The organism is Acidicapsa borealis (assembly GCF_059115245.1).
The window spans coordinates 1,956,443-1,976,745 of record NZ_JCACNY010000001.1; the positions used below are offsets into that span (position 1 = coordinate 1,956,443).

Below are 20,303 nucleotides of genomic sequence, written 5' to 3' on the forward strand. Positions count from 1 at the left end.
AAAAAGGCAACGAACAGCTATCATGGCAACCAGGAACCCTGTGAGCAAAGCAGATTATTACGAAGTTTTAGGCGTAACCCGTGAGTGCACCGACGTCGAGTTGAAGACCGCCTACCGCAAGCTGGCCATGAAGTATCATCCCGACCGGAACCCCGGCGATGCCACTGCGGAAGAACGCTTCAAAGAGGCCAGCGAGGCCTACAGTGTCCTCAGCGACGCGGACAAGCGCGCCGCCTACGATCGCTACGGCCACGCCAGCACCAACGCCGGATTTGGCGGCGGCAGCCCGTTCGGTGAATCCGCTGACCTCGGCGACATTTTCGGAGATCTCTTCGGAGAGATGTTTGGCGGGCGCCAACAGCGCGGCAACAGCCGTGTTCAGCGCGGCGAAGACATGCGCTTCGACATCACCATCGAGTTTGAAGATGCCGTCTTTGGCAAAACCACCCAGGTCAAGGGCCGCCGCCGTGAAAATTGCGCCACCTGCCACGGCGCCGGCACGACTTCCGGGCGTGGACCGACGGTCTGCTCGCAGTGCCAGGGACGCGGCCAGATTCGCTACCAACAGGGTTTCTTCTCCGTAGCCCGCGCCTGCGGCAACTGCGGCGGCTCCGGCACGGTGATCACCGACCCTTGCTCCACCTGCCGCGGCGAAACCCGTGTGCTGCGCGAGTTTGAAATGCCGGTCAAGATTCCTGCCGGGGTGGAAGACGGGACCCGTATCCGCTACTCAGGCGAAGGCGAAGCCGGGCGCTTTGGCGGCCCGCGCGGCGACCTTTACGTCGTTCTCAGCGTTCGCCCGCACGACTTCTTCGAGCGCGATGGTTACGATCTCCACTGCGTCGTTCCCATCTCCTTCCCGCAGGCGGCTCTCGGGACGGAGATTGAGATCCCTTCGCTTGAGGGTGAAGTGACCCTCAAGATTCCCGAAGGTACTCAGAACGGGAAGCAGTTCCGCGTACGCAACGAGGGTGTTCCGCACCTGAACGAACACGGCCGCGGCGATCTCATCGTGGAAGTGCTCATCCAGACGCCCAAGAAGCTGAGCCGCACCCAGCGTGAGCTGGTTCGTCAGCTGGCCGAAAGCATGGAAATCGAGAACAAACCAGCCAGCCGCAACATGATCAGCAAGATGAAAGACCTGTTCAGCTAGCTGCCTGCATAGGAGCAAAAAGCGTACCTCCGGGGGGGTACGCTTTTTGTGTCTACACGACACATTTGATTGGGCTTAATCGTGATTTTTGGTGCCGCTAAGATGCGTTAAGGAGCGCTTATTCGGCACAACATGAAAAGCTCAGATATCTCTGTTGAGGCGACCTTCTCCATTGTGCGCTTCTCCTTAAGAATTTCGCGCAATTCAAGCTGGCTTCATCCGTAATTATTTTCCTGGCGTTTCAGATTGGTACTTGTCCCACTTTGAAACCAACTCTGCTACCACCGTGTGTCCCACCCGATAGGCGCTTTCGAGCGAAGGCAGATACGCACCGTACTTCCCGATCCGTTGGCTGGACAGGCTGGAAGCTGCATCCATCCCGCGCGGCTGCTGGTCATAGTTGCTGACCGTCCGCAACACCATCACGCGCTGCCAATCCACCTTGCCCGCCTTGGCGAGAAATTCCAGCGAGAGGAGAGAACCGGTGTCTTCCATCGCGGTTGTCGCAAAGGTACCCTTGCCGCCCGTGAAGTACGTCATCCACCTGCCGGCCCACTCGTCCATTACCTTGCCGTGCCAGTAAGTGGAGCCGGAAACCTCGTCGCCCAGCAGTACCTGCGGAGGCAGCCCGGCATGCGCGCCATCGAAGTTGGCACGAATCTCCTTGAGATGATCGGAATCGCCCAGCTCTACACTCTTCGTCATCCCATACGCCCAGAGCATGAGGCTGCGATTGGTCTCGAACATCTGCCCGGCCAGCGGAGTGGCTGGTTCCTCGTAGGGTCTGGTTTTGCGCAGTGGCATTTTGCCGGTGGGCCACTCCTTGGGCATCTCTCTCGCGTCGATCTCGTAGGCCAGGTCGCCATCGACCACCCAGTTCGCCCACACGGCCGACCCCAGTGAAACATGATCCGGATTCCCGCCGGCAATTCCGGCAATCAGCCAGTAGGCGTGGGTCAGATCGAAGCGTGGATCCATGCCGAGAGCCATGATGGTGGAAGCAGCGTGCGCCGTACCCTGACCGGTCACAATCGCCAGTTCTCCCTGGGCGTTCATCCGCGCATCGTGATAAGCCGCAGGCAGGGGATACACCTTGTCCAGATGGTCGCGTTCTACCCAGTACTGCAGCTCTCCAGGCATGTCGCCGGTATCAGCGCCTTGCTCAAACATCGCAACGACAACAACCTTGACGACGATCTTCGTGGGAGCAGAACTTGCGGGTGCTGGGCTAGCGTTGGCTTGACCAAAGGCCATGCAATGAAAGGTTGCCGAACAGAGAAGGAGTGCTAAACAGGAGCAAAGTAAGCGCATAGCTATATATCGCACAGCAGGGAGGAAACCGCTTCAAATTTACTGCACGTCACGAGGATGCACTGCGATGACGTGCGCGAATCTCTTGAAATCTCGGCCATTCAGCGTAAGCAAATGCCGAACGCCGTGAACTGCCAGCACCGCGGCAATATGGGCGTCGTGAACCTCAGCGCCTCGTATCTGATGTATGTAGAGCAAGTCACGCCAAACCCGGTACACTCGCCAATCCTCCGGCAGCAGTATCAGGTTTCGTTCGATCGACTGGATATGAATGTTGGTTTCATCGACAGAAAGCCCTAGGCCGTTCCTTGTCAATGGCCGGGTGCTTACATTCCAATACTCACCCAGGCACTGCGGGACAAAACAGAGATCCGAGCCTCGGATTCTGAGCCTATGCATCGCCTGAGAAATCAAAGCATGGTCCGGATGTGCCGGGTGCGAAAGCCGCAACAGTATGTTCGTATCAACGGCGTATCTGTCAGGCATCAATCGTGGTCGCTGTAAAAGCTTTCCCGAGTCAGCGCTTCATCCGGCAAGACAGGAATCTTATGGGCAAAAGCAGACATCTCAGCCAAAAACAGGTCTAAGTCGACCATCCGTTTTTCGACAGTCTTTTCGGGTTGAGAGGATAGCAGTGCCGCTTGCTCACGCAACACGATGGTTTCGACAAACCTCTCGGTCGTCAAGCCACGCGCCTCTGCTTCCTCTGCGAATTCATCCGGAACTGTGACAGTGATGACCATGAAAACAACCTAGCAGAAAACCAATCGCGCCGCCAGATATCGCCAGCGTCAGACCGCGGCGCGAAAGCTAGTTCCCGCCGGTCCGCGCTTCAGCCTTTTGAGCCAGGACTTTGTGCGCCGTATCCTGCAATGCCTGCGCTTCGGGAAGGAAGGTGAGAGCCTTCTGCAATTCCGGATCCCAATCGGCCCGCGTCCGCAGCCCCTGGAACTGCCCAAACTGGCTGGTCAGAATCTCCGCGCGGATATTCGTTTTGATCCAGTCCTGCTGGAATGCGGAAGAAGCGGCGAAATCCTCAGGCGTCCAAGGGATATTCTGGCTGGTCAGGAATTGCTTGAACTCGCCCAGTACAGCGTCGTCTACCTTGAAATCTTTCTCGACGGTCTTGTTTGCGAGGTAATGATGCGCGAAGTGGAAGAACGCATACCGGTATGCCAGCGTATCCATGAATGGCGTCGACTTCGGCGTCTCAATCTTCTCGTCCGGAGTGATGCCGCCGCCACCGTACACTGTGCGGCCGGAGTCGGTCAGCTTTACTTCCTTGTTGGTGTTGTCCGCAGGAAGGGCATTGGCGTGGTTGTAGTAGTCATACAGCGAAACGCCTGCGTAGTCGCGCTGGATCAACCGGCCCGAAGGCGTGTAGTAGTGATAGGTCGTGAGCGCCAGACCAGTGTTCTCCGGCAGGTTGTAGACGGTCTGAACCAAGCCCTTGCCGAAGGTCGTTTCGCCCACAATCAGTGCCCGGTCATGATCCTGCAGCGCGCCGGAAACGATCTCCGCCGCGGATGCAGTATTGCGATTCACCACCACGACGATGGGGAAGGTGTGTCCCTGATTGCCGTGGGTCGCGGTGTAGTTCACGTCCTGGTATGCGCGCCCGTGCTGCGAAACGATGTTCTGCCCCTTGGCCAGCAGGTGGTCGCAGACTTCGACAGCCTGGCTCAGCAGACCACCCGGATTGCTACGCAGATCGAATACCAGGCCCTTCAGATCGTGAAAACCGTCTACGGCGTCTTCGACTTCCTTGGCCGTTGTCTCCTGGAAGTTGGTCAGGTGAATGTAACCGATACCCGGGCGAATCTCGTATTTCAAATCCACGGAAGGATGCGGGATCTCATCGCGGATCAGGTCAAAGGTCATCGGCTTGCTCTGACCCTCGCGAATCGTCGTGATGGATACGTGCGTGCCCTTGGGTCCCTTCAGGGTTTTGGCCACCTGCTCCGAGTTCATTCCGTCCGCAGATTTTCCATCGACGGTGGCAATCACGTCTCCCGGCCGAATCCCGGCCTTGTAGGAAGGTGAACCCTCATACGGAGTGACCACATAAATCTTGTTCTGCTGCTGCTGGATCACCATGCCGACGCCGTAATAGCGTCCATGCTGGTCCTCGCGCATCTTCGCGTAGGCCTTGGGATCGTAAAAGCTGGAATGCGGATCGAGCACGCGGAGCATGCCCGGGATCGCACCGTCGTATATGACTGTGTCGGCTTTGTCGCCATTGATTGGCTCAGCGTAGTTCTGCTCCACCAGCGCGTAGACGTTGGTGAATGACTTCAGGCTGTCCCGAAACTGCGACTCATCCGCCGCCGACTGCGCGCCAACGTTGTGCGACAGCAGCATACCCGCAGCCCCGCACACGCTGAAAAAGACTACGAGAGAGAATGCTGCCCGGCGGGCGCGCGGTGTCATAGCTTGGGGAACCTCCAGATGCCTTTTGACCTTTTGGTCGTCAATCGACCGGCACTCAATCAGCGCCGATTCCGGCATCGACGCGGCCTTGAAAAAGGCCGGTCTTGACCGAAAGTATAGCATCGTAACGGTTAGACGAGCCTGCTCTGCTGCCGGTAGCGTTATTCCCACATGCGGCCCCGGTTTACTCCACGGGCTTGCTTTCCGGGCGGTTACAATAACGTCTAAGGATTTGTAAGGTTCGGGCGCGCAGTTGTGTCCCCGTTCCGCCAGCCAATTATGACCTTTCGCCCGATGAATTCTCGCCCCGTTCGCAATTCCGCGCTGCTCGTGTGCTCGCTAGCCCTTGGCATCGCCGCTTCCGCTCCAACGTCGGCGTTTGCCCAGGCAGCTGCGCTGGCACCTGGCTCCGCTCCGCAGGGCCCTTACGGCGGCGTGACCGTCGAAGACATCCTGGCTCGCGTCAACGACCAGATCATCACGCGTACGGACTATGATCGCGCCCTCAAGGAAGTCGACGCGCAGGCCCGTGAGCGCGGCGAAACCATGCAGCAGATCAACGAAGGCCACAAGGATCTGCTCCGCGGCCTGATCGATCAGCAGCTCTGGCTCTCCAAGGGCAAGGAACTCGGCATCAACGGCGAAACCGAGCTCATCAAGCAGCTCGATGAAATCCGCAAGAAGTACAACCTCGAAACTCTCGAAGACCTCGAAAAGGCCGCTCGCGAGCAGGGCGTTTCCTTTGAAGATTTCAAGGCCAACATCCGTAACCAGATCATCACCCAACAGGTGATGCGCGATGAAGTAGGCCGGCGCGTCTCTGTGACGCCGGGCGAGGTGCAGCGCTACTTCGAGGCGCACAAGCAGGACTACGTCCAGCCGGAGAGCGTCCACCTCAGCGAAATTCTCATCTCCACCGGCGCTGCGGCACCGTCAGCCACCGGCGAAGCTCCTGTGGACGATCCGCAGCGGCTCGCTACAGCGAAAGCGAAGGCGGACGACATTGAAGCGAAGCTCAAGGCCGGCGGTGATTTTGACAAGCTGGCCCGCGCCAACAGCGACGGCCCGACAGCAGCGCAGGGCGGCGATCTGGGCACATTTGGTCGCGGCAAGCTGAACAAGGTCTTCGAGGATTCCACATTCAGCCTCAAGACCGGGGAATTCACCGAACCCATCCATACCAAGCAGGGCTATGTGATCCTGAAGGTCGTGGAACACGTCAACGGCGGCGTTCCGCAGTACAAGGACGTTGAGAACCAGGTCGAAGAGACCTTCTACATGAGCCGCATGGAACCGGCCATTCGCTCCTATCTCACCACCCTGCGCGAACAGGCCTACATTGATATCAAGCCTGGCTACGTGGACACTGGCGCCAGCCCGAAGCAGACCAAGCCGACCTACAGCGCATACACGCCTCCCGCGCCGAAGAAGAAGAAGAAGGTCCAGCGCACCCGCTTCCGTGAGACCGAGCACAGCTTCCGCAGCAAGCCTGCGCAGGCGGCTGTAGTTCCAGTTTCCGCTGACACGACCCCCGCGCCTACCACTGCGAAGCAGGACAAGGCCAGCAAGAAGGCAGCCGCCAGCGCCACTCCAGCCAGCATGAAGGCCGGCAAGCGCGAAAAGATCCGCTTTGGACAGGCTCCGCGCGAAACCCTGCCCAACGCCGCACCCACCAAGGTTGAGGACGCAGGTGCATTGCCGAAGACGGACGCCGCAGTAGCCGACGCCGACGCACCAGTGGAAGCTCCCGCCGCTCCGGTGAAGAAGTCCCGCTACTCCGCTCGCGCCAAGCTGCCAAAGGCGCCCAAGCCGACTGGTCCGCAGCTCGACACGTTTGCCCCGGCGCCGATCGCTCCGGCGGAAGTCGCCGATCAGCAGACCCAGTCTGCACCGCTCGGCCTTGCCGGTGACACCACCAAGAAAAAGAAGAAGAAGCCGACAGGCGCGAACTCCGGCGATAAGACCCGCATCCAGGAGCGTCCGAAAGACACGACCCCCAAGGAGCCTGTCGAGATCACCCCGGCTGCCCCGGCCAAGGGCGCACCTGCTCCTCAGACAGCCCCGAAGGAGACGCCGCCGTCCTCTCCTGCCCCGCCGTCTTTCCCGGCCCAGACTCCAGCCAGCCCGGACCCGCCGGCCCAGACCCCCGGCGTTCCGCCCAGCAAGTAATCAAGCACTGAATCCGTAATCGACGGCCCTGAGCAATCAGGGCCGTCGTTGTTTTGAGCAAAAATCAATGGGTGCAGTTTGCCCGCGCTACTGGCACGGCGCTACCGCCTGACCAAGCAAATGCGATAAGCTCACTCCCAGCATGAAAGAAATCTACATAGCCGACCTGGCCCGCCTTGTCTCCGAAAATCAATTCGAAAACAAGCCCTTTGACGCGACCTACCTCGTCCTGAACAAGCAGCAGAGGACAACCAGGACAGCCAAGCCCTATCTCAGCTTGACCTTGGGCGATAACTCCGGCCAGATTGAAGCTCGCGTATGGGAGCTCTTCGACCCGCGCATCGCGCAGGATTTTGCCAAAGGGGATGTCGTCAAGGTCCGTGGCTGCGCCTCTAAATTTGAAGGCACCCTTCAGCTCAAAGTCGATCAGCTCAAGAAGCTGAGTCCCGCGGAGTATGACCGCGCAGACCTGCTACCTGCGACGACCTTCAATATCGACGATCTGTGGGCAAAGCTCGAATCCGCCGTCACCACCTTCACCGAGCCCGATCTCAAGCGTCTCGTCGTCGCTGTTCTCGCCAATCCCGAAATCCGTACGGCTCTGCGCGAAGCCCCGGCAGCAAAGCAGCTCCACCACGCTTTTCTCGGCGGGCTGCTCGAACATGTCGTCAGCCTGCTGGAGCTTGCCCAGAAAGTGGTCCCGCACTATCCGCTGCTCATGCGCGACCTGGTGCTGACAGGAATCATCCTCCACGACATCGGCAAAATCCACGAACTGGCCTGGGCTACAGGCTTCGAGTACACCCTGGAAGGCACGCTTCTCGGTCATATTCAGATCGGCTACAGCATGGTTGAAGAGACCATCGACGGCCTACCCAACTTCCCGCCGCGCCTCAAGACGCTGATCCTGCACATGATTCTGTCGCATCACGGCAAGCTGGAGTACGGCAGCCCCAAACTCCCCATGATCCCCGAAGCGCTCATGCTCAACTTCCTCGACGACATGGACGCCAAGATGCAGACTCTCGCCAGCGAATTCGCCAAGGCTGCTCGCCAGGGCAAAGGCCCCGGCGAGCTCACCGACCGCATCTGGGCGCTCGACCAGCGCAATATGCTCAACAGCAGGGCATGGCTGGGGGAGGCTAAGCCGGCTCCAACCGAGGAAGCGCAGCAACGAGAGATCGATGTGGTTGTGGTGATCGAGGAAACGGAACGTACGGAACGGTTAGAACGCACGGAACGCACCGAAGCTCCGCAGTCGTTATTTAGTGGCCTCTGAGTTCAGCCTTCGGTCAAAGGATTGATACTCGCACGGCGACGCCTTACCGAAATCGCGCGCGGTGGCGTTTCCGTTCGTTTTAGCGACTCCAGGAAATCGCATCTCCCCTATAATCGCGCAGTAGGAACGCACTGACAGGTCGCGGTGTCACGAAACTCTACAGCGAGCTGGCCTATGGCGTCCCGACTTAGTTCCAATCATTCGCGAAAGTGGATCCGTGTCCCTTGGCAGAGCGCAACTGAAACGCCGCAGACCGCTTCATCCCCTGGCGCTGACCGTCCTCTTTGGCATCGCCTACTTCTGCGCGGACTGGACACTGAACAAATTCGCCTTCAGCTCCGGCTGGACGATTCTCTGGCCGCTCAATGGCGTGACGATCGCTCTCCTGCTGCGCAATCCCCGCAGAAGCTGGCCTCCCATCCTGCTCGGTGTGGCCATCGGCACCGGCATTGGCGAGTATCTGGATGACTCTGCCGTCAATGCAGTCGCCCTGGAAATATGGCAGCGCCTCTTCTCCGTCGCAGAAGTCGCCATCAGCGCTAGCCTGCTGCCGCCTTTTGTATCGCTCGACCGCTGGTTGCGATCGCGGAGGGTGTTCGTTCGCTTTGTCGCAGCGCTGATTGTTGGTCCCATCATCTCGGGCATCGGTGCGGCGATCTTCTTTCACCAGACCCAGGGTCTGCCGTACCTCGTCGCCTTCAACAACTGGGCGACCGCTGACGCCCTCGGCATCGCCGTCACGCTCCCGCTTACCCTGGCCCTGCGTTCCTCGGAAATGCTGATGATCTTCCAGCCTCGCGCCCTGCCGCGCACTGCATTGGCAATGCTCGTCGCCCTGGCGGTCACCGTCCTCATTTTCAGGACCAACGAGTATCCGCTCCTTTTTCTTCTCTATCCCGTTCTACTCCTGGTCGATTCGCTGTTGACCTTTCCCGGAACCACCCTCGTTGTCACGTGTGTCTGCTTTATCGCCGTCTACTGTACGACCCATGGCTGGGGCCCATTCGGGAGCTGGCCGGAGACGCTGTTGGTACCTCGCGACCTCGCCCTTCAGATCTATCTCGGCTTCCACCTGGTCGCGCTCTTTCCTGCCTCGCTTCTCTTCATGGAGCGCAAGCGGATGACGGAAAAACTTAGCGTTACCAACGCCCGCCTGCAGCGCCTCGCCTCGCTCGACGGACTCACCTCCATCCCCAATCGCCGCTCTCTGGATCACCAGCTTGAGATCGAGTGGAAGCGCGCTATTCGCGCTCAATCCCCCCTCTCTCTCCTCATGATCGACATTGACCACTTCAAGCAGTTCAATGATTTTTATGGTCACCTGCTCGGTGACCACTGCCTGCAGGAAGTTGCGCAGGCGCTCGTCAATACTCCCCGCCGCCCCGAGGATTTTGTAGCGCGCTATGGTGGGGAGGAATTTGTTGTCCTCCTGCCGAATACTGGGATCGAAGGCGCACAGGTCGTTGCGGAGGCAATCCTGAAAGCCGTAGCGGAACTCGCGATTGAACACCGCGGAAGCCCGTCCGGAAACGTTACCGTATCGATCGGATGCGCGCACTACCTGCCTTCCATGGCCGAAAGGTATGCCATCCTCTTCCAGATGGCGGACGACGCGCTCTACCTGGCCAAGAAGGCCGGACGAAACCGTGTGGAAGGGATCGCGCCAACGGTCTAGGTGCATGGTCTAGGCGCATTAAGATAGATCCGACATGCCCTACTTCCTCTTCCAACCGAGCCACCTCTCTCAAGCGTGGTGCTTATGAGGTCCTCTGGCGATAGGCTTCTGGAGTTTCAATGGCAAATGGAGTGAAAGAGTTCAGCACAAGTAGATCCTGATCGCCGGTTACCAGTACATCGGCATCTCCGCTTTGCGCTAAATCCAGAAAGATCTGATCCTTCGCGTCCCGGCAGGCTACTGGGCAAGACTCCGTTACCTCGATGGTTTCGCAATAAGGAAGATAGAAGCCATGCAATTCCAGACGTTCGTTCGCTGCCAACCGGAATTTTGAATACGAGAGAATCCGAGTGAGTTCAGCAGCAGTTGCGTGGGACAATAAAGGCAAACACCGTTTCTCCATCCAGTGCGATCGAAGCCACGCAAGTCGTCCGCTTCTAAAGAGTAGCGTCGAGATCACGACATTTGTGTCGAAGACCACCCGAGGTATTTTTAGTTGACTCACGGCTGTTTTCGAGCCCATTCGACAGCATCGGCCACATCTTGTTCGGTAATGCCCAATTCCTCCAGTTTGTCCCACACCTCATCGGCACGGCTCCTTATGAGCGGTTTAAGCGTGATGCTCACCCCGTCGGTGCTCACATCGAAGTACTCGACGCCGCCGAAGCGGTTTGCGACTGCCTTTGGAAGCGTAAGCTGATTTTTGACCGTCATCTTTGCCAGCATGAAAACCTCTTTCACGGAAACAAGGATATCTTACTTCATTGAAAGTTGATTTTCTATTCCTTATTCCCCATTTGCTGTTCCCTGGCTTACGATAAGGCCAATGCCCTACTTCCTCTTCAAGACCGAGCCCGACGTTTACTCCTTCGACGACTTCCTCCGCGACCAGGAAACCATTTGGGATAACGTGAACAATGCCACCGCTGTGATGCATCTTCGCGAAATGCCCAAGGGCAGCAAGTGGATCTTCTACCACACAGGCAACGAGCGCACGGCCGTCGGCACAGGTACCGTCCTTAGCGTTGACCCGACCGACCCCAAAGTTCCGGTCGTCAAGGTCAAAGTGGGTAAACGTCTCAAGCACCCCAAGACGCTGGCGCAGATCAAGGCCGAACCGCTCTTCGCGAAGTCGCCGCTGGTGATCATCGGGCGCCTGAGCGTAGTGCCGCTGACTGAAGACCAGTGGTATTGGTTCCTTGACTAGCTTGAAGCAGTAGGCTTCAACCGCTCCATGCAACGTCTTGCCGCACGAGGTGCTTACGATGCAGAACCGGATTCAGCGTAACGGCTTTCTTGGAAGCCTCGTCCTCTCCTTAGCTTGCGGCGCTACAGTTGTCTCTCCGGCATTGGCCCAGGCTCACCCGGAGGCTCAGCAGAATCCGGTTAAGCTGGAGAGCTGCAAGCCGGTGAGCGAACGCACTGGTGTCGACGGCTGCTGGATCATTGCCAGCACCCCGCTGGGCAAACTCCCTGCCAGCCCGGTGTTCTGGACGCTCGATGTCTTCCCGTCGAAGGAAAGTGCCGAGGCAGCAACCTCGAAGAGCGGCACAGTCGTTGAGGCGCTGGGTAAAGTCTGGCTGCTCACGGTCGGAGACAAAATCGCTCCGGCACCCAACGCCACCCGCGTTAGCGAAATCGGTCCGCTGCTCATCCAACCCGGCGAAGAATACACCGCGCAGTACCGGGAATCCATCATGCAACCGGGTGCCGTCAGCCGCACCCACATGCACTCCGGCCCGGAGGCCTTTTACACAGAGACCGGCGAGTCCTGCCTGGAAACTCCAGCAGGCATGCAGACGGGCCGCAAAGGCGCAGACGTCATCGCGCCAGAAGGCGTCCCCATGGAGTTAGTCGCGACCGGAAGCGAGCCCCGTCGCGGAATCGTGCTCGTACTGCATTCCTCTTCCAAGCCCCACACCACGGTCGTCACTGACTGGGTTTCCAAAGGTCTTTGCAAATCCAAGCCCTAGCTCTAAGGTATCCGGGTGCAAGTGTAATCAAAGGCCGAATTTCCTGCCTTCAATTGCGCAACGTCTCAGGCGGATTGCGCGTTGTTGCGATGCCGATTGCGCAACGTGGCACGGAGATTGCGCAGTGACGTACAAGTATTGCGCAACGTCCTGCGGGATTCTACGTATGATTGAGTTTTTCGCCTAGCAGAGAGCATCATCCCAGCCCGAAGCTCCGGGGCGTAAGTCTAATCCTCCCTTATAATCAATAGGTCATGATCCGTTTTGAAACTGCCGGCGAGTCGCACGGCGAAGCTCTCATCGCGCTCATCTCCGGCCTTCCCGCCGGTATCCCGGTCGACTTCGACTTCATCAACCGCGAACTCTGGCGGCGCCAGCAGGGCTTTGGCCGCGGCGGCCGCATGAAGATCGAGACGGATAAAGCTCATATTTTGAGCGGTGTGCGCCACGGCAAGACGATCGGATCGCCGATTGCGATCCAGATCGTCAACAGCGACTGGAAAAACTGGGAGGAAAAGCTGCCGGTGGAAGCTGGCGACCCCAGCAAACACCAGGTCGTAGCTTCGCCGCGCCCCGGCCACGCCGACCTGCCTGGCGCTCTCAAATACAACTTCAAAGACGCGCGCTACGTGCTCGAACGCGCCTCCGCCCGCGAATCTACATCGCGCGTGGCTGCTGGCGCTTTCGCCAAGCTGCTGCTGCGGCATTTGGGAATTGAGGTCGCGAGCCACGTCATTCGCGTAGGCCGCGTCGAGTTGGAGCGCCCGGCTACCTGGGATGAAATCGTTGCGGTTACGCAGAAGCCTGAGATTCTTTTAAGCTGCGTCGATCCGGAAACTGAAGAGCGCATGCGGGAAGAAGTCGCCGAAACCAGCCGCACGGGCGACACCATCGGCGGCGTTTTTGAGGTTGTTGTTCACGGTTTGCCTCCAGGCGTAGGTACTTACGCCAACTGGGATGAGCGTCTTGACGGGCTGCTTGCCTGGGCGGTGATGAGCCTGCAGGCGGTGAAGGCGGTTGAGATCGGGCGCGGTGTTACGGCTGCGGAATCCTTCGGCTCCCAGGTGCATGACGCGATTCACTACGGCCCGGAGAGCGACAAACCGACACGCTTTACCCGGCACCAGAACAATGCCGGCGGCATCGAAGGCGGCATTTCGAACGGCGAAGACGTCGTCGTTCGTGGCTATTTGAAGCCGATCAGCACGTTGCGCCGTCCGCTCGAATCGGTCCGTTTCGACACACGCGAAGCCACCTCCGCCAGCTACGAGCGCAGCGATATTTGTGTCGTTCCGGCCGCTGGAGTCGCAGCTGAGGCCATGGTAGCCTTCATCATCGCGAAGGAAGTGCTGGAGAAGTTCGGTGGTGATTCGGCTCTCGAACTGAAGCGCAACTTTGATGGCTACCTGGAGCAGATCAAGAATTACTAAGTCATTGAACTTCTCAGTCAGAAATTCTTAAGGAAGAGACACCGCCAGGGTTGGCGGGTCATCAAGATCAGAATGTTGCTTACGATTGTGAAATACCCCGACCCGGTTCTCCAGCAGCCAGGAGAGCCGGTCACCGAATTCGACGACAAGCTGCGCAAGTTCGTAGCCGACATGTTTGAAACCATGTATGCGGCGCAGGGCATTGGCCTGGCCGCACCGCAGGTTGGCGTCTCCAAGCGCATCACGGTCATTGATCTCTCCAGCGCCAAGGATCCCAAGCAGAAGATGGTGCTCATCAACCCGGAGATCATTGAGCGCGAAGGTAAGCTCTACGATGAAGAAGGCTGCCTGAGTTTTCCTGAGATTCGTGAGAAGGTCGTCCGCGCTGCCAAGGTCAAAATCCGCGCGCAGGATGAGTACGGCTCATGGTTTGAAGCGGAAGGCGAGGAACTGCTGTCGCGCTGCTTCCAGCATGAAATCGACCACTTGGACGGAGTTCTATTTATCTTCCGCATCAGCAGCCTGAAGCGCGATCTCGCGCTGCGCAAAATTCGAAAGATGCAGCGGGCAGGCGAGTGGTAAACCTGTCGCCGCAGTGATTGCGCAGCTTTGAGCGGAGATTGGTAGCGGCTGCAACCAAGCGAGTCAGCCGGGCAGGAATAGGGCAGGGAAAGGATTGTCATGCGCGCTTTCGTCGTACAACAGCCGGACGGTCCTTTTATCGCGACGGATATCCCGACTCCGATTCCGGGGGCCGGAGAGGTTCTGGTCAAGATTCACGCCAGCGGGGTTAACCCGCTCGATACCAAGATTCGGGCGGGTAAAGCCGATCACGCAAAACAGCCTCTGCCGGCAGTTCTTGGGATGGACATGGCTGGAGTCGTCGTCGAAGCCGGCCCGGGCGTCACGGCCTTTCGTCCTGGCTATGAGGTGTTCGGCATGGTGGGCGGTGTCGGCGGACGGCAGGGAACGTTGGCGGAGTTTGCTGCCGTCAGCGAGGATTTGATTGCCCACAAGCCGGCTTCGCTCTCGATGCGCGAGGCCGCGGCGCTGCCGTTGATCACTATCACTGCCTGGGAAGGCATTGTGGATCGTGCCAGGGTTCATGCGGGGCAGCAGGTGCTTGTGCATGCCGGGGCAGGTGGGGTCGGGCACATTGCAGTGCAATTGGCGAAGGCATTCGGCGCTGAAGTGTTTGCAACGGTTTCGCCGGAAAAGCGGGAGATTGTCGAACGCTTTGGTGCCACGCCCATCGACTATCGCAGTGCGAGCGTTGACGAGTATGTGGCTGCGTATACGGGTGGGCTGGGGTTTGATGTGGTGTATGACACGGTCGGAGGCGCGACGATCGACGCGTCCTTTCTGGCGGTCAGGCGGTATACGGGGCACGTCGTCAGTTGCCTGGGGTGGAGCACCCATTCGCTGGCTCCCTTGTCTTTTCGCGGGGCTACTTACTCGGGTGTATTTACGCTGATGCCGCTGCTCACGGGCTTCGGCCAGGCGCACCATGGCGAGATTCTGCGTCAGGCTGCGATGCTGGCGGACGAAGGTAAGCTTCGTCCGTTGCTCAGCGAGCAGAGCTTTTCAATAGCTGAAATTGACGAAGCACATGCGCTGGTGGCGTCGGGTGCGTTCGGCAAAGTGGTTATCGATTTCTAGAATTGATCTCTAGAATGAATGATGTAAGTCGTCTCAGAGGTCGAAGTGACATTTCCAGTATCGAATCCGCTTCGCCTTATTTTCTGCGGCACTCCTGAATTTGCTGTCCCTACGCTCGAAGCGTTGCTTGCCGCAGGCCATTCCATTCCATTGGTCGTTACGCAGCCCGACCGTCCGGTAGGCCGTAAGCAAGTTCTGACTGCGCCGCCGGTGAAACAGATTGCTCTTGCGCATGGTCTTGAAGTTACTCAGCCGGAAAAGATCAAGAACAACCTGGAGTTTCGCGCACGCCTGGAACAGATCGCTCCGGACGCAATCGTCGTTGTTGCGTATGGCCGCATCATTCCCAAGTGGATGCTTGATTTGCCGCGCCTCGGTTGCATCAATCTGCATGGATCTTTGCTGCCGAAGTATCGCGGTGCTGCGCCGATCCAGTGGGCTGTCGCGATGGGCGAGCCGGTGACGGGCAATACAACGATGCTTCTGGAAGAGGGCCTCGACACTGGCCCGATCCTGCTGCAGCAGGAGTTGCCGATTGAAGCTGAAGATACCTCGGTCGAGATATTTAGGAAGCTCTCAGAATCTGGCGCTCCGCTGGTTGTTCAGACGCTTGCCGGACTTGCCGACGGCACTGTACTGCCTGTGCCCCAGGATCATTCGCAGGCAACACTCGCGCGCATGCTGGATCGTGAAGATGGTCGTATGGCGTTCGCTGCACACACGGCTACCGAGCTTTGGAACCGCTGGCGGGGCTTTCAGCCCTGGCCGGGAGCTTTCGCCCGACTCGATGAGAAAAAGCTAATCGTCCATCGTTTGAAGGTCGCAGCTTCTGGGGCAGCCCATGAGCCCGGCGAACTGATCGTGGAAGGCAACCGTCTTTCTGTGGCCTGTGCAGAGGGCACGACGCTTGAACTGCTGGAACTTCAACCGGAAGGCCGCAACCGCATGACCGCCGCCGAGTTTCTGCGTGGCAACGCTATCACCACCGGCAAGAGGCTCGGCTAACCATGGCCAAGCCAGTAAGCAAGCCTACCGTCGCGGTCACTCCGGCGCGCTTTGAGGCCTTCACAATTCTGATGGAGGTCGAGCGTGGGCAGGAATATGCGGATGATCTCCTTCGCGGCCGTCGTGTCTCGGCTCTCTCGGCACAGGATCGCAATCTTTGCACGACGCTCGTTCTCGGCACGCTGCGGTGGCAGATTGCGCTGGATGCGCATATTAAGAAATTCCTAAGCCGCCCGAATGCTCGGCTCGAGCCCGCAGTGAGCATCGCATTGCGTCTTGGAGCTTTCCAACTTTTGCACCTGGACCGTATTCCCGTGCACGCGGCGATCAGCGAGAGCGTTTCTCTGGCCAAACTTTCCGGCCACCAGTTCGCCTCGGGGATGGTCAATGCGATCCTGCGGAAGGTTGCTGTCGAAACAAAGGCTAGTCCTGATCCGGCCGCTGCTCATCCAGCCTGGCTGGTCGAGCGGTGGACTCGCATCTACGGTTTCGAAACGGCGCAGGCGATCTGTGAGCATGGCCAGCAACAGCCGGAACTCGATATTCGCCTGGCCGAGGCTGCGCTGGAAAGCAGTTTGACAGAGCAGGGAATCAGCGTAGCGCCCGGGGCTATCCTCACTGCTGCCCGCCGCGTCGTCTCTGGCGATATCGCGCAGACAGAGGCTTTCCAGACCGGCAAAATCCGCATTCAGGATGAGGGCTCGCAGCTTGTTGCCGAACTGGCCGGGCGCGGCGGCAACATTCTTGACTGCTGCGCGGCTCCCGGCGGCAAGACGCTCATTCTCGCCGAACGCAACCCGGAGGCGAAGATTACGGCGGGTGAGATCAGCCCCAGCCGGCTCTCCGCGATGCGGGAACGCATCATCGAATTACAAGACTCTCATTTGTCTGCGCAAATCCATTTTGAAAAGGCAGACGCAACGCAGCTTCCTCAAGATGGCGGGTACGATCTGATTCTCGCGGACGTCCCATGCAGCGGCACCGGGACGCTTGGACGAAATCCCGAGATTCGCCATCGGCTCAAGCTGGAAGATCTGGCGAGGCATCACGCGCGCCAAGTGGCGATCCTGCGCAGTGCGCTTGGAGCTGGTGCGCATCGTGTTCTCTATTCGACCTGCTCGCTCGAACCGGAAGAGAATGCGGATGTTGTTGGCGAGGTGCTAGCCGGCGAATCTGCCTGGCGGCAGATTTCAGTTGCGACGGTGCTTGAGGAGCTGAGTCGGGAGGGGCGGCTGGCGCCTGACGTTTTGGATGGTCTCAAACGCGCGGTTGCGGCCGACGGATCGCTTACGCTGTTGCCGGGCAGTCTCGGTCCGCAAACTCATACGGATGGCTTTTTCATTGCCATCTTAGAAAGATTGCATTAGTTCAGACTCATTTCGCCACGGTCAGCCCGACCGTCGATCCTACCTCGACGCGATATCCGGCGGGGGGCGATTGGGCGATGACGACGCCGGGTAGCGCTGTACTCCGAATGGGAACTGGAGCCGATCGGGGCTCAGAAGCTGGCGTAGAACCGGGAGCTGGGACAGTCCCCGTCACAGCGGGAGCTATCGCGGGACCGGCGACTGGCCTAAGGGGCGCGTCGACGAATTTCGGCTCGCCGGACTTGATCCCCACGCGAGTCAGGAGGGCCTGCGCCGTCACGATAGGTAGTCCGGTCAGGTCAGGCATCACAAATCCGTCTGCTGCCGTGTCGTCTTCCGCTGCCACGAGGAGATTGATTCCAGGCCGTTCAATGCCCTGTGCCTTGGCGGGAGGGTCCTGTGCCAGAACCAGGCCGGCCTGGCTCGCTCCACCTGCGCTCTTGCTCCAGGGCAGATGTGCCACTTTGCCGGTTTCGAGGCCGACTCGACGCAAGTTCAGGGCCGCAGTCCGTTCCTGTGAACCAACAACGCTGGGAACCTCGACTTTTTGTGGTCCGAGGCTCTCTGCAACCCGCACGCGCCACTCCCGCCGTACGACTGCGCCTGGAATGGGCGACTGGGAAAGAATATGCCCGGCGGCCACGTCGGCCGAGTAGTAGCGGTTGTCGACTTCGAGATTCAGGCCAAGCCCCGAGGTCTGGCTGCGCGCCTCGACCACGGTCATGCCTTTCAGCGTGGGAACGCGAACTTCTGCGCCATGAATGGCGAAGTGCATCGTCGTCACAGCGGAGATCAGGGCCACGACCACCAGCCCCAGTAGGACCGAGGCGATCTGGAAGAAGCGCTGCAGAAGCTGGAGCTTTGTTCTCATGATCTCCTCAAGGCATTGTTTACGATGTTGGCTCTACGCCTGCGTAATCAATCACGAAATCAATCTCTGCTGCCTTTTCCAGCATTGCTGAGACCGAGCAGTACTTGTCCTTCGAGAGTGCTACTGCGTCCTCGACTGCCTTGCGGCTGAGTGGCGCGCCGCTCTCGGAACGGACCGTGTAGGTCAGCGTGATTTTGTTGAAGTACCGGGGCGGTTCAGGTTGTTGTTCCGAAGTGGCAGAGACGGTGAGCGAAGCCAGCGGCTGCCGCTTCTTCTTGAGGATGCTGACGACATCGACTGACGTGCACCCGCAGAGCGCCATGAGAACGGCCTCCATGGGAGACGGGCCTTCGGTATGCTGCGGGGAAGCATCGAACCGGATGACATGCCCGGATTGCGAATGCCCTAGAAAAATATCTGGATTTGGTTCTGTGTTCGTCCACTCACTGCGCGCGATCATTGAAAAGCTCCTTGGTTACGTACTAGATGCTCACCGATGGTTATCGGTCTCAGGCTCGGGGTGGATGAGCACCTTGCTTACCTCGGGGCATTCCAGTTTCAGGCGATCTTCGAGGCCGGTGATGACCTCGTGAACGCGCTGCATGGTTAGTTCGTCGGGTAGCGTACAGTGGCAGCTGACCTGGATATGTTCGCCGGAGCGCCCGACGAGAATTTCATGCACATCGACGATCTCTTGAAACTGTGTGGCCGCTGACCTGAGCGACCGGCTTACGCGATCGGCTTCACTTTCCAACTGCCCCGAGACTTGCAGCGGCTGCGGCTTTTCAATCGTGGCCGGCTCGCTCTCAATGTGTGTCAGCACGGAGTCCAGCTCTGGAACTTCGCGCAGAATCTCCGTCTCCATCGCTGTCACAAAGGTGTGTGCTTCCATCAGGGTCAGAGATTCGTTCAACTCGACGTGCTGCTCCACGCGCATTTTGCCGGCGCCTTTCCCGGTCTCGATCAGTTGCACACTGACTTCATGCACAGAGACGTTATTGCGCGAGGCGACGGCGCGAACGCGATCGAAGATGCTTTCCTCGGAAGTCTGCCGCGGGACGGTGTGAACGATCACATCGGCGTCGGGAGCGACGCGCTGCACAGCCTCGGTCGTGGCACGGACGAGTTCATTCGTATGCTCAAAGGTGAAGCTTCTCGGCAGGGCTAGCGTGAGGTCAGCAAAGGTTGCTGAGCCGGCCCGCCGCACCCGCGCCTGCTCCACTGCGAGGACGCCTTGCACTGCCCGAACCTCGCGGACAATCTTCCAGCGCAAATCGGCGGGAGTTGCGTCGAGCAGCACGTCGGAGGTTTCGCGGGTCAGCTTCCAGCTCAAGCGGAGGATCAGGAGCGAAACGAGGATGGCCGCTACGGGGTCGGCATAGCTCAGCCACGCCACATGGATCTGGCCGCCCAGCCAACTGAGGAAGAGCCCGACTAATACGGCCAGTGTTGACCAGATGTCGGAGGCGAAGTGGAAGGCATCGGCGGCGAGCGCCGTGCTGTTGAACTTCTTCGCGACGCGCCCTAGTTCGCGGGAACGCCACCAGTCCACGGCGACCGAAAGCAGGAGCACAAGCACTGGCCACAGCGAGTGATGCATGATCGTTTCGCGCAGGAAGATGCGGTGCATCGCCTCGTAGATGATCCATGCGCAGGAGATGGCCATCAGGCCAGCCTCGGCGAAGGCCGAGAGGGTTTCAAACTTGGCATGGCCGTAGGTGTGGCCGTCGTCGGCGGGCCGGTCGGAAACCTGTACGGAGAAATACGTCAAACCGGATCCAATCAGGTCCAGTCCCGAGTGGGCGCCATCGGAGAGAACACCCAACGACCCGCTCATGATGCCCGCCGCTACCTTGAGCAGCGTCATCGCCGTGGCCGCCAGCATGGAATGCAACGCCACGTTGCGCTTGGCTTTGGCCATCGCTACTAGATCCACCGGGTTGGGGAGCAGGGAACTCATCCGAAGTTCTAGCCTATAACG

At 59.0% G+C, this 20,303-nt stretch carries 20 protein-coding genes; 11 read left to right on the top strand and 9 right to left on the bottom strand.

Going from position 1 to position 20,303, the window contains the following annotated elements; genetic code table 11:
• The first annotated feature begins 40 nt into the window (after positions 1 to 40).
• Positions 41 to 1,153: a molecular chaperone DnaJ gene (dnaJ, locus tag AC5S27_RS07985; protein WP_493934031.1), complete on the top strand. Its 1,113-nt coding sequence runs from the start codon at positions 41 to 43 to the stop codon at positions 1,151 to 1,153.
• Positions 1,154 to 1,378: 225 nt separating this feature from the next.
• On the opposite strand, the gene AC5S27_RS07990 is transcribed toward dnaJ, so the two are convergent.
• The 4 genes from AC5S27_RS07990 to AC5S27_RS08005 all read right to left on the bottom strand — a co-directional run bounded on the left by AC5S27_RS07990 (position 1,379) and on the right by AC5S27_RS08005 (position 4,894).
• A complete protein-coding gene (locus AC5S27_RS07990; RefSeq protein ID WP_493934032.1) occupies positions 1,379 to 2,407 on the bottom strand; it encodes a purine nucleoside permease in 1,029 nt (342 codons plus the stop codon).
• Positions 2,408 to 2,503: 96 nt separating this feature from the next.
• The gene (locus AC5S27_RS07995; protein ID WP_493934033.1) at positions 2,504 to 2,950 is read right to left on the bottom strand and encodes a type II toxin-antitoxin system VapC family toxin; all 447 of its coding nucleotides are present in this window, start codon (positions 2,948 to 2,950) and stop codon (positions 2,504 to 2,506) included.
• Positions 2,950 to 3,207 carry a hypothetical protein gene (locus AC5S27_RS08000; protein ID WP_493934034.1) on the bottom strand — a complete coding sequence of 86 codons (258 nt, stop codon included), beginning with the start codon at positions 3,205 to 3,207 and terminating at the stop codon, positions 2,950 to 2,952. The genes AC5S27_RS07995 and AC5S27_RS08000 overlap by 1 nt, the downstream gene beginning before the upstream one ends.
• A 67-nt stretch (positions 3,208 to 3,274) precedes the next feature.
• Complete coding sequence (locus AC5S27_RS08005) at positions 3,275 to 4,894, bottom strand: S41 family peptidase (protein ID WP_493934035.1); 1,620 nt, start codon at positions 4,892 to 4,894, stop codon at positions 3,275 to 3,277.
• A gap of 294 nt (positions 4,895 to 5,188) precedes the next feature.
• On the opposite strand from AC5S27_RS08005, the gene AC5S27_RS08010 reads away from it, so the two are divergent.
• The 3 genes from AC5S27_RS08010 to AC5S27_RS08020 all read left to right on the top strand — a co-directional run bounded on the left by AC5S27_RS08010 (position 5,189) and on the right by AC5S27_RS08020 (position 10,017).
• Positions 5,189 to 7,063, top strand: coding sequence for a peptidylprolyl isomerase (locus tag AC5S27_RS08010; protein ID WP_493934036.1), 1,875 nt, complete (start codon positions 5,189 to 5,191; stop codon positions 7,061 to 7,063).
• 142 nt (positions 7,064 to 7,205) lie between these two features.
• Positions 7,206 to 8,342 (top strand): 3'-5' exoribonuclease YhaM family protein, encoded by a 1,137-nt coding sequence (locus tag AC5S27_RS08015; RefSeq protein WP_493934037.1) that lies wholly within the window; start codon positions 7,206 to 7,208, stop codon positions 8,340 to 8,342.
• A gap of 217 nt (positions 8,343 to 8,559) precedes the next feature.
• On the top strand, positions 8,560 to 10,017 hold the full coding sequence (locus AC5S27_RS08020; protein WP_493934038.1) for a GGDEF domain-containing protein: 1,458 nt from the start codon (positions 8,560 to 8,562) through the stop codon (positions 10,015 to 10,017).
• 82 nt (positions 10,018 to 10,099) lie between these two features.
• On the opposite strand, the gene AC5S27_RS08025 is transcribed toward AC5S27_RS08020, so the two are convergent.
• Together AC5S27_RS08025 and AC5S27_RS08030 are read right to left on the bottom strand one after the other, a co-directional pair.
• Positions 10,100 to 10,540 carry a putative toxin-antitoxin system toxin component, PIN family gene (locus AC5S27_RS08025; RefSeq protein ID WP_493934039.1) on the bottom strand — a complete coding sequence of 147 codons (441 nt, stop codon included), beginning with the start codon at positions 10,538 to 10,540 and terminating at the stop codon, positions 10,100 to 10,102.
• Positions 10,519 to 10,743 (bottom strand): hypothetical protein, encoded by a 225-nt coding sequence (locus AC5S27_RS08030; protein WP_493934040.1) that lies wholly within the window; start codon positions 10,741 to 10,743, stop codon positions 10,519 to 10,521. Before AC5S27_RS08030 ends, AC5S27_RS08025 begins: the two co-directional genes overlap by 22 nt.
• Positions 10,744 to 10,843: 100 nt before the next feature.
• Between AC5S27_RS08030 and AC5S27_RS08035 the strand changes: the two genes are divergently transcribed.
• From AC5S27_RS08035 to AC5S27_RS08065, 7 genes are all read left to right on the top strand, one after another.
• Positions 10,844 to 11,224 (top strand): EVE domain-containing protein, encoded by a 381-nt coding sequence (locus tag AC5S27_RS08035; protein WP_493934041.1) that lies wholly within the window; start codon positions 10,844 to 10,846, stop codon positions 11,222 to 11,224.
• A 58-nt stretch (positions 11,225 to 11,282) separates the two neighbouring features.
• Positions 11,283 to 11,990, top strand: a complete 708-nt coding sequence (locus AC5S27_RS08040) for a hypothetical protein (RefSeq protein ID WP_493934042.1) — start codon at positions 11,283 to 11,285, stop codon at positions 11,988 to 11,990.
• Between the two features lie 254 nt (positions 11,991 to 12,244).
• On the top strand, positions 12,245 to 13,420 hold the full coding sequence (aroC, locus tag AC5S27_RS08045) for a chorismate synthase (RefSeq protein WP_493934043.1): 1,176 nt from the start codon (positions 12,245 to 12,247) through the stop codon (positions 13,418 to 13,420).
• A 72-nt stretch (positions 13,421 to 13,492) separates the two neighbouring features.
• Positions 13,493 to 14,002, top strand: coding sequence for a peptide deformylase (gene def, locus AC5S27_RS08050; protein ID WP_493934044.1), 510 nt, complete (start codon positions 13,493 to 13,495; stop codon positions 14,000 to 14,002).
• A gap of 99 nt (positions 14,003 to 14,101) precedes the next feature.
• Positions 14,102 to 15,079 carry a zinc-dependent alcohol dehydrogenase family protein gene (locus tag AC5S27_RS08055; RefSeq protein ID WP_493934045.1) on the top strand — a complete coding sequence of 326 codons (978 nt, stop codon included), beginning with the start codon at positions 14,102 to 14,104 and terminating at the stop codon, positions 15,077 to 15,079.
• 45 nt (positions 15,080 to 15,124) lie between these two features.
• The gene (fmt, locus tag AC5S27_RS08060) at positions 15,125 to 16,084 is read left to right on the top strand and encodes a methionyl-tRNA formyltransferase (protein WP_493934046.1); all 960 of its coding nucleotides are present in this window, start codon (positions 15,125 to 15,127) and stop codon (positions 16,082 to 16,084) included.
• A gap of 2 nt (positions 16,085 to 16,086) precedes the next feature.
• Entirely contained in the window at positions 16,087 to 17,451 is a 1,365-nt protein-coding gene (locus AC5S27_RS08065) for a transcription antitermination factor NusB (RefSeq protein WP_493934047.1), read from the top strand.
• A 7-nt stretch (positions 17,452 to 17,458) separates the two neighbouring features.
• Here the strand turns inward: AC5S27_RS08065 and AC5S27_RS08070 are convergent, their stop codons facing one another.
• The 3 genes from AC5S27_RS08070 to AC5S27_RS08080 are packed head-to-tail and all read right to left on the bottom strand — an operon-like array spanning position 17,459 to position 20,282.
• Positions 17,459 to 18,322 carry a PASTA domain-containing protein gene (locus AC5S27_RS08070; protein ID WP_493934048.1) on the bottom strand — a complete coding sequence of 288 codons (864 nt, stop codon included), beginning with the start codon at positions 18,320 to 18,322 and terminating at the stop codon, positions 17,459 to 17,461.
• Between the two features lie 19 nt (positions 18,323 to 18,341).
• On the bottom strand, positions 18,342 to 18,782 hold the full coding sequence (locus AC5S27_RS08075; RefSeq protein ID WP_493934049.1) for an OsmC family protein: 441 nt from the start codon (positions 18,780 to 18,782) through the stop codon (positions 18,342 to 18,344).
• Between the two features lie 30 nt (positions 18,783 to 18,812).
• Positions 18,813 to 20,282, bottom strand: a complete 1,470-nt coding sequence (locus tag AC5S27_RS08080) for a cation diffusion facilitator family transporter (protein WP_493934050.1) — start codon at positions 20,280 to 20,282, stop codon at positions 18,813 to 18,815.
• Between the last annotated feature and the right edge of the window lie 21 nt (positions 20,283 to 20,303).

What these genes read in the sequence shown, in the direction of transcription:
- AC5S27_RS07990 (WP_493934032.1), bottom strand. Translation starts at nt 2,407, where the DNA reads ATGGCCTTTGGTCAAGCCAACGCTAGCCCAGCACCCGCAAGTTCTGCT.
- AC5S27_RS07995 (WP_493934033.1), bottom strand. Translation starts at nt 2,950, where the DNA reads ATGCCTGACAGATACGCCGTTGATACGAACATACTGTTGCGGCTTTCG.
- AC5S27_RS08000 (WP_493934034.1), bottom strand. Translation starts at nt 3,207, where the DNA reads ATGGTCATCACTGTCACAGTTCCGGATGAATTCGCAGAGGAAGCAGAG.
- AC5S27_RS08005 (WP_493934035.1), bottom strand. Translation starts at nt 4,894, where the DNA reads ATGACACCGCGCGCCCGCCGGGCAGCATTCTCTCTCGTAGTCTTTTTC.
- AC5S27_RS08010 (WP_493934036.1), top strand. Translation starts at nt 5,189, where the DNA reads ATGAATTCTCGCCCCGTTCGCAATTCCGCGCTGCTCGTGTGCTCGCTA.
- AC5S27_RS08015 (WP_493934037.1), top strand. Translation starts at nt 7,206, where the DNA reads ATGAAAGAAATCTACATAGCCGACCTGGCCCGCCTTGTCTCCGAAAAT.
- AC5S27_RS08025 (WP_493934039.1), bottom strand. Translation starts at nt 10,540, where the DNA reads ATGGGCTCGAAAACAGCCGTGAGTCAACTAAAAATACCTCGGGTGGTC.
- AC5S27_RS08030 (WP_493934040.1), bottom strand. Translation starts at nt 10,743, where the DNA reads ATGCTGGCAAAGATGACGGTCAAAAATCAGCTTACGCTTCCAAAGGCA.
- AC5S27_RS08035 (WP_493934041.1), top strand. Translation starts at nt 10,844, where the DNA reads ATGCCCTACTTCCTCTTCAAGACCGAGCCCGACGTTTACTCCTTCGAC.
- AC5S27_RS08040 (WP_493934042.1), top strand. Translation starts at nt 11,283, where the DNA reads ATGCAGAACCGGATTCAGCGTAACGGCTTTCTTGGAAGCCTCGTCCTC.
- aroC (WP_493934043.1), top strand. Translation starts at nt 12,245, where the DNA reads ATGATCCGTTTTGAAACTGCCGGCGAGTCGCACGGCGAAGCTCTCATC.
- def (WP_493934044.1), top strand. Translation starts at nt 13,493, where the DNA reads ATGTTGCTTACGATTGTGAAATACCCCGACCCGGTTCTCCAGCAGCCA.
- AC5S27_RS08055 (WP_493934045.1), top strand. Translation starts at nt 14,102, where the DNA reads ATGCGCGCTTTCGTCGTACAACAGCCGGACGGTCCTTTTATCGCGACG.
- AC5S27_RS08065 (WP_493934047.1), top strand. Translation starts at nt 16,087, where the DNA reads ATGGCCAAGCCAGTAAGCAAGCCTACCGTCGCGGTCACTCCGGCGCGC.
- AC5S27_RS08070 (WP_493934048.1), bottom strand. Translation starts at nt 18,322, where the DNA reads ATGAGAACAAAGCTCCAGCTTCTGCAGCGCTTCTTCCAGATCGCCTCG.
- AC5S27_RS08075 (WP_493934049.1), bottom strand. Translation starts at nt 18,782, where the DNA reads ATGATCGCGCGCAGTGAGTGGACGAACACAGAACCAAATCCAGATATT.
- AC5S27_RS08080 (WP_493934050.1), bottom strand. Translation starts at nt 20,282, where the DNA reads ATGAGTTCCCTGCTCCCCAACCCGGTGGATCTAGTAGCGATGGCCAAA.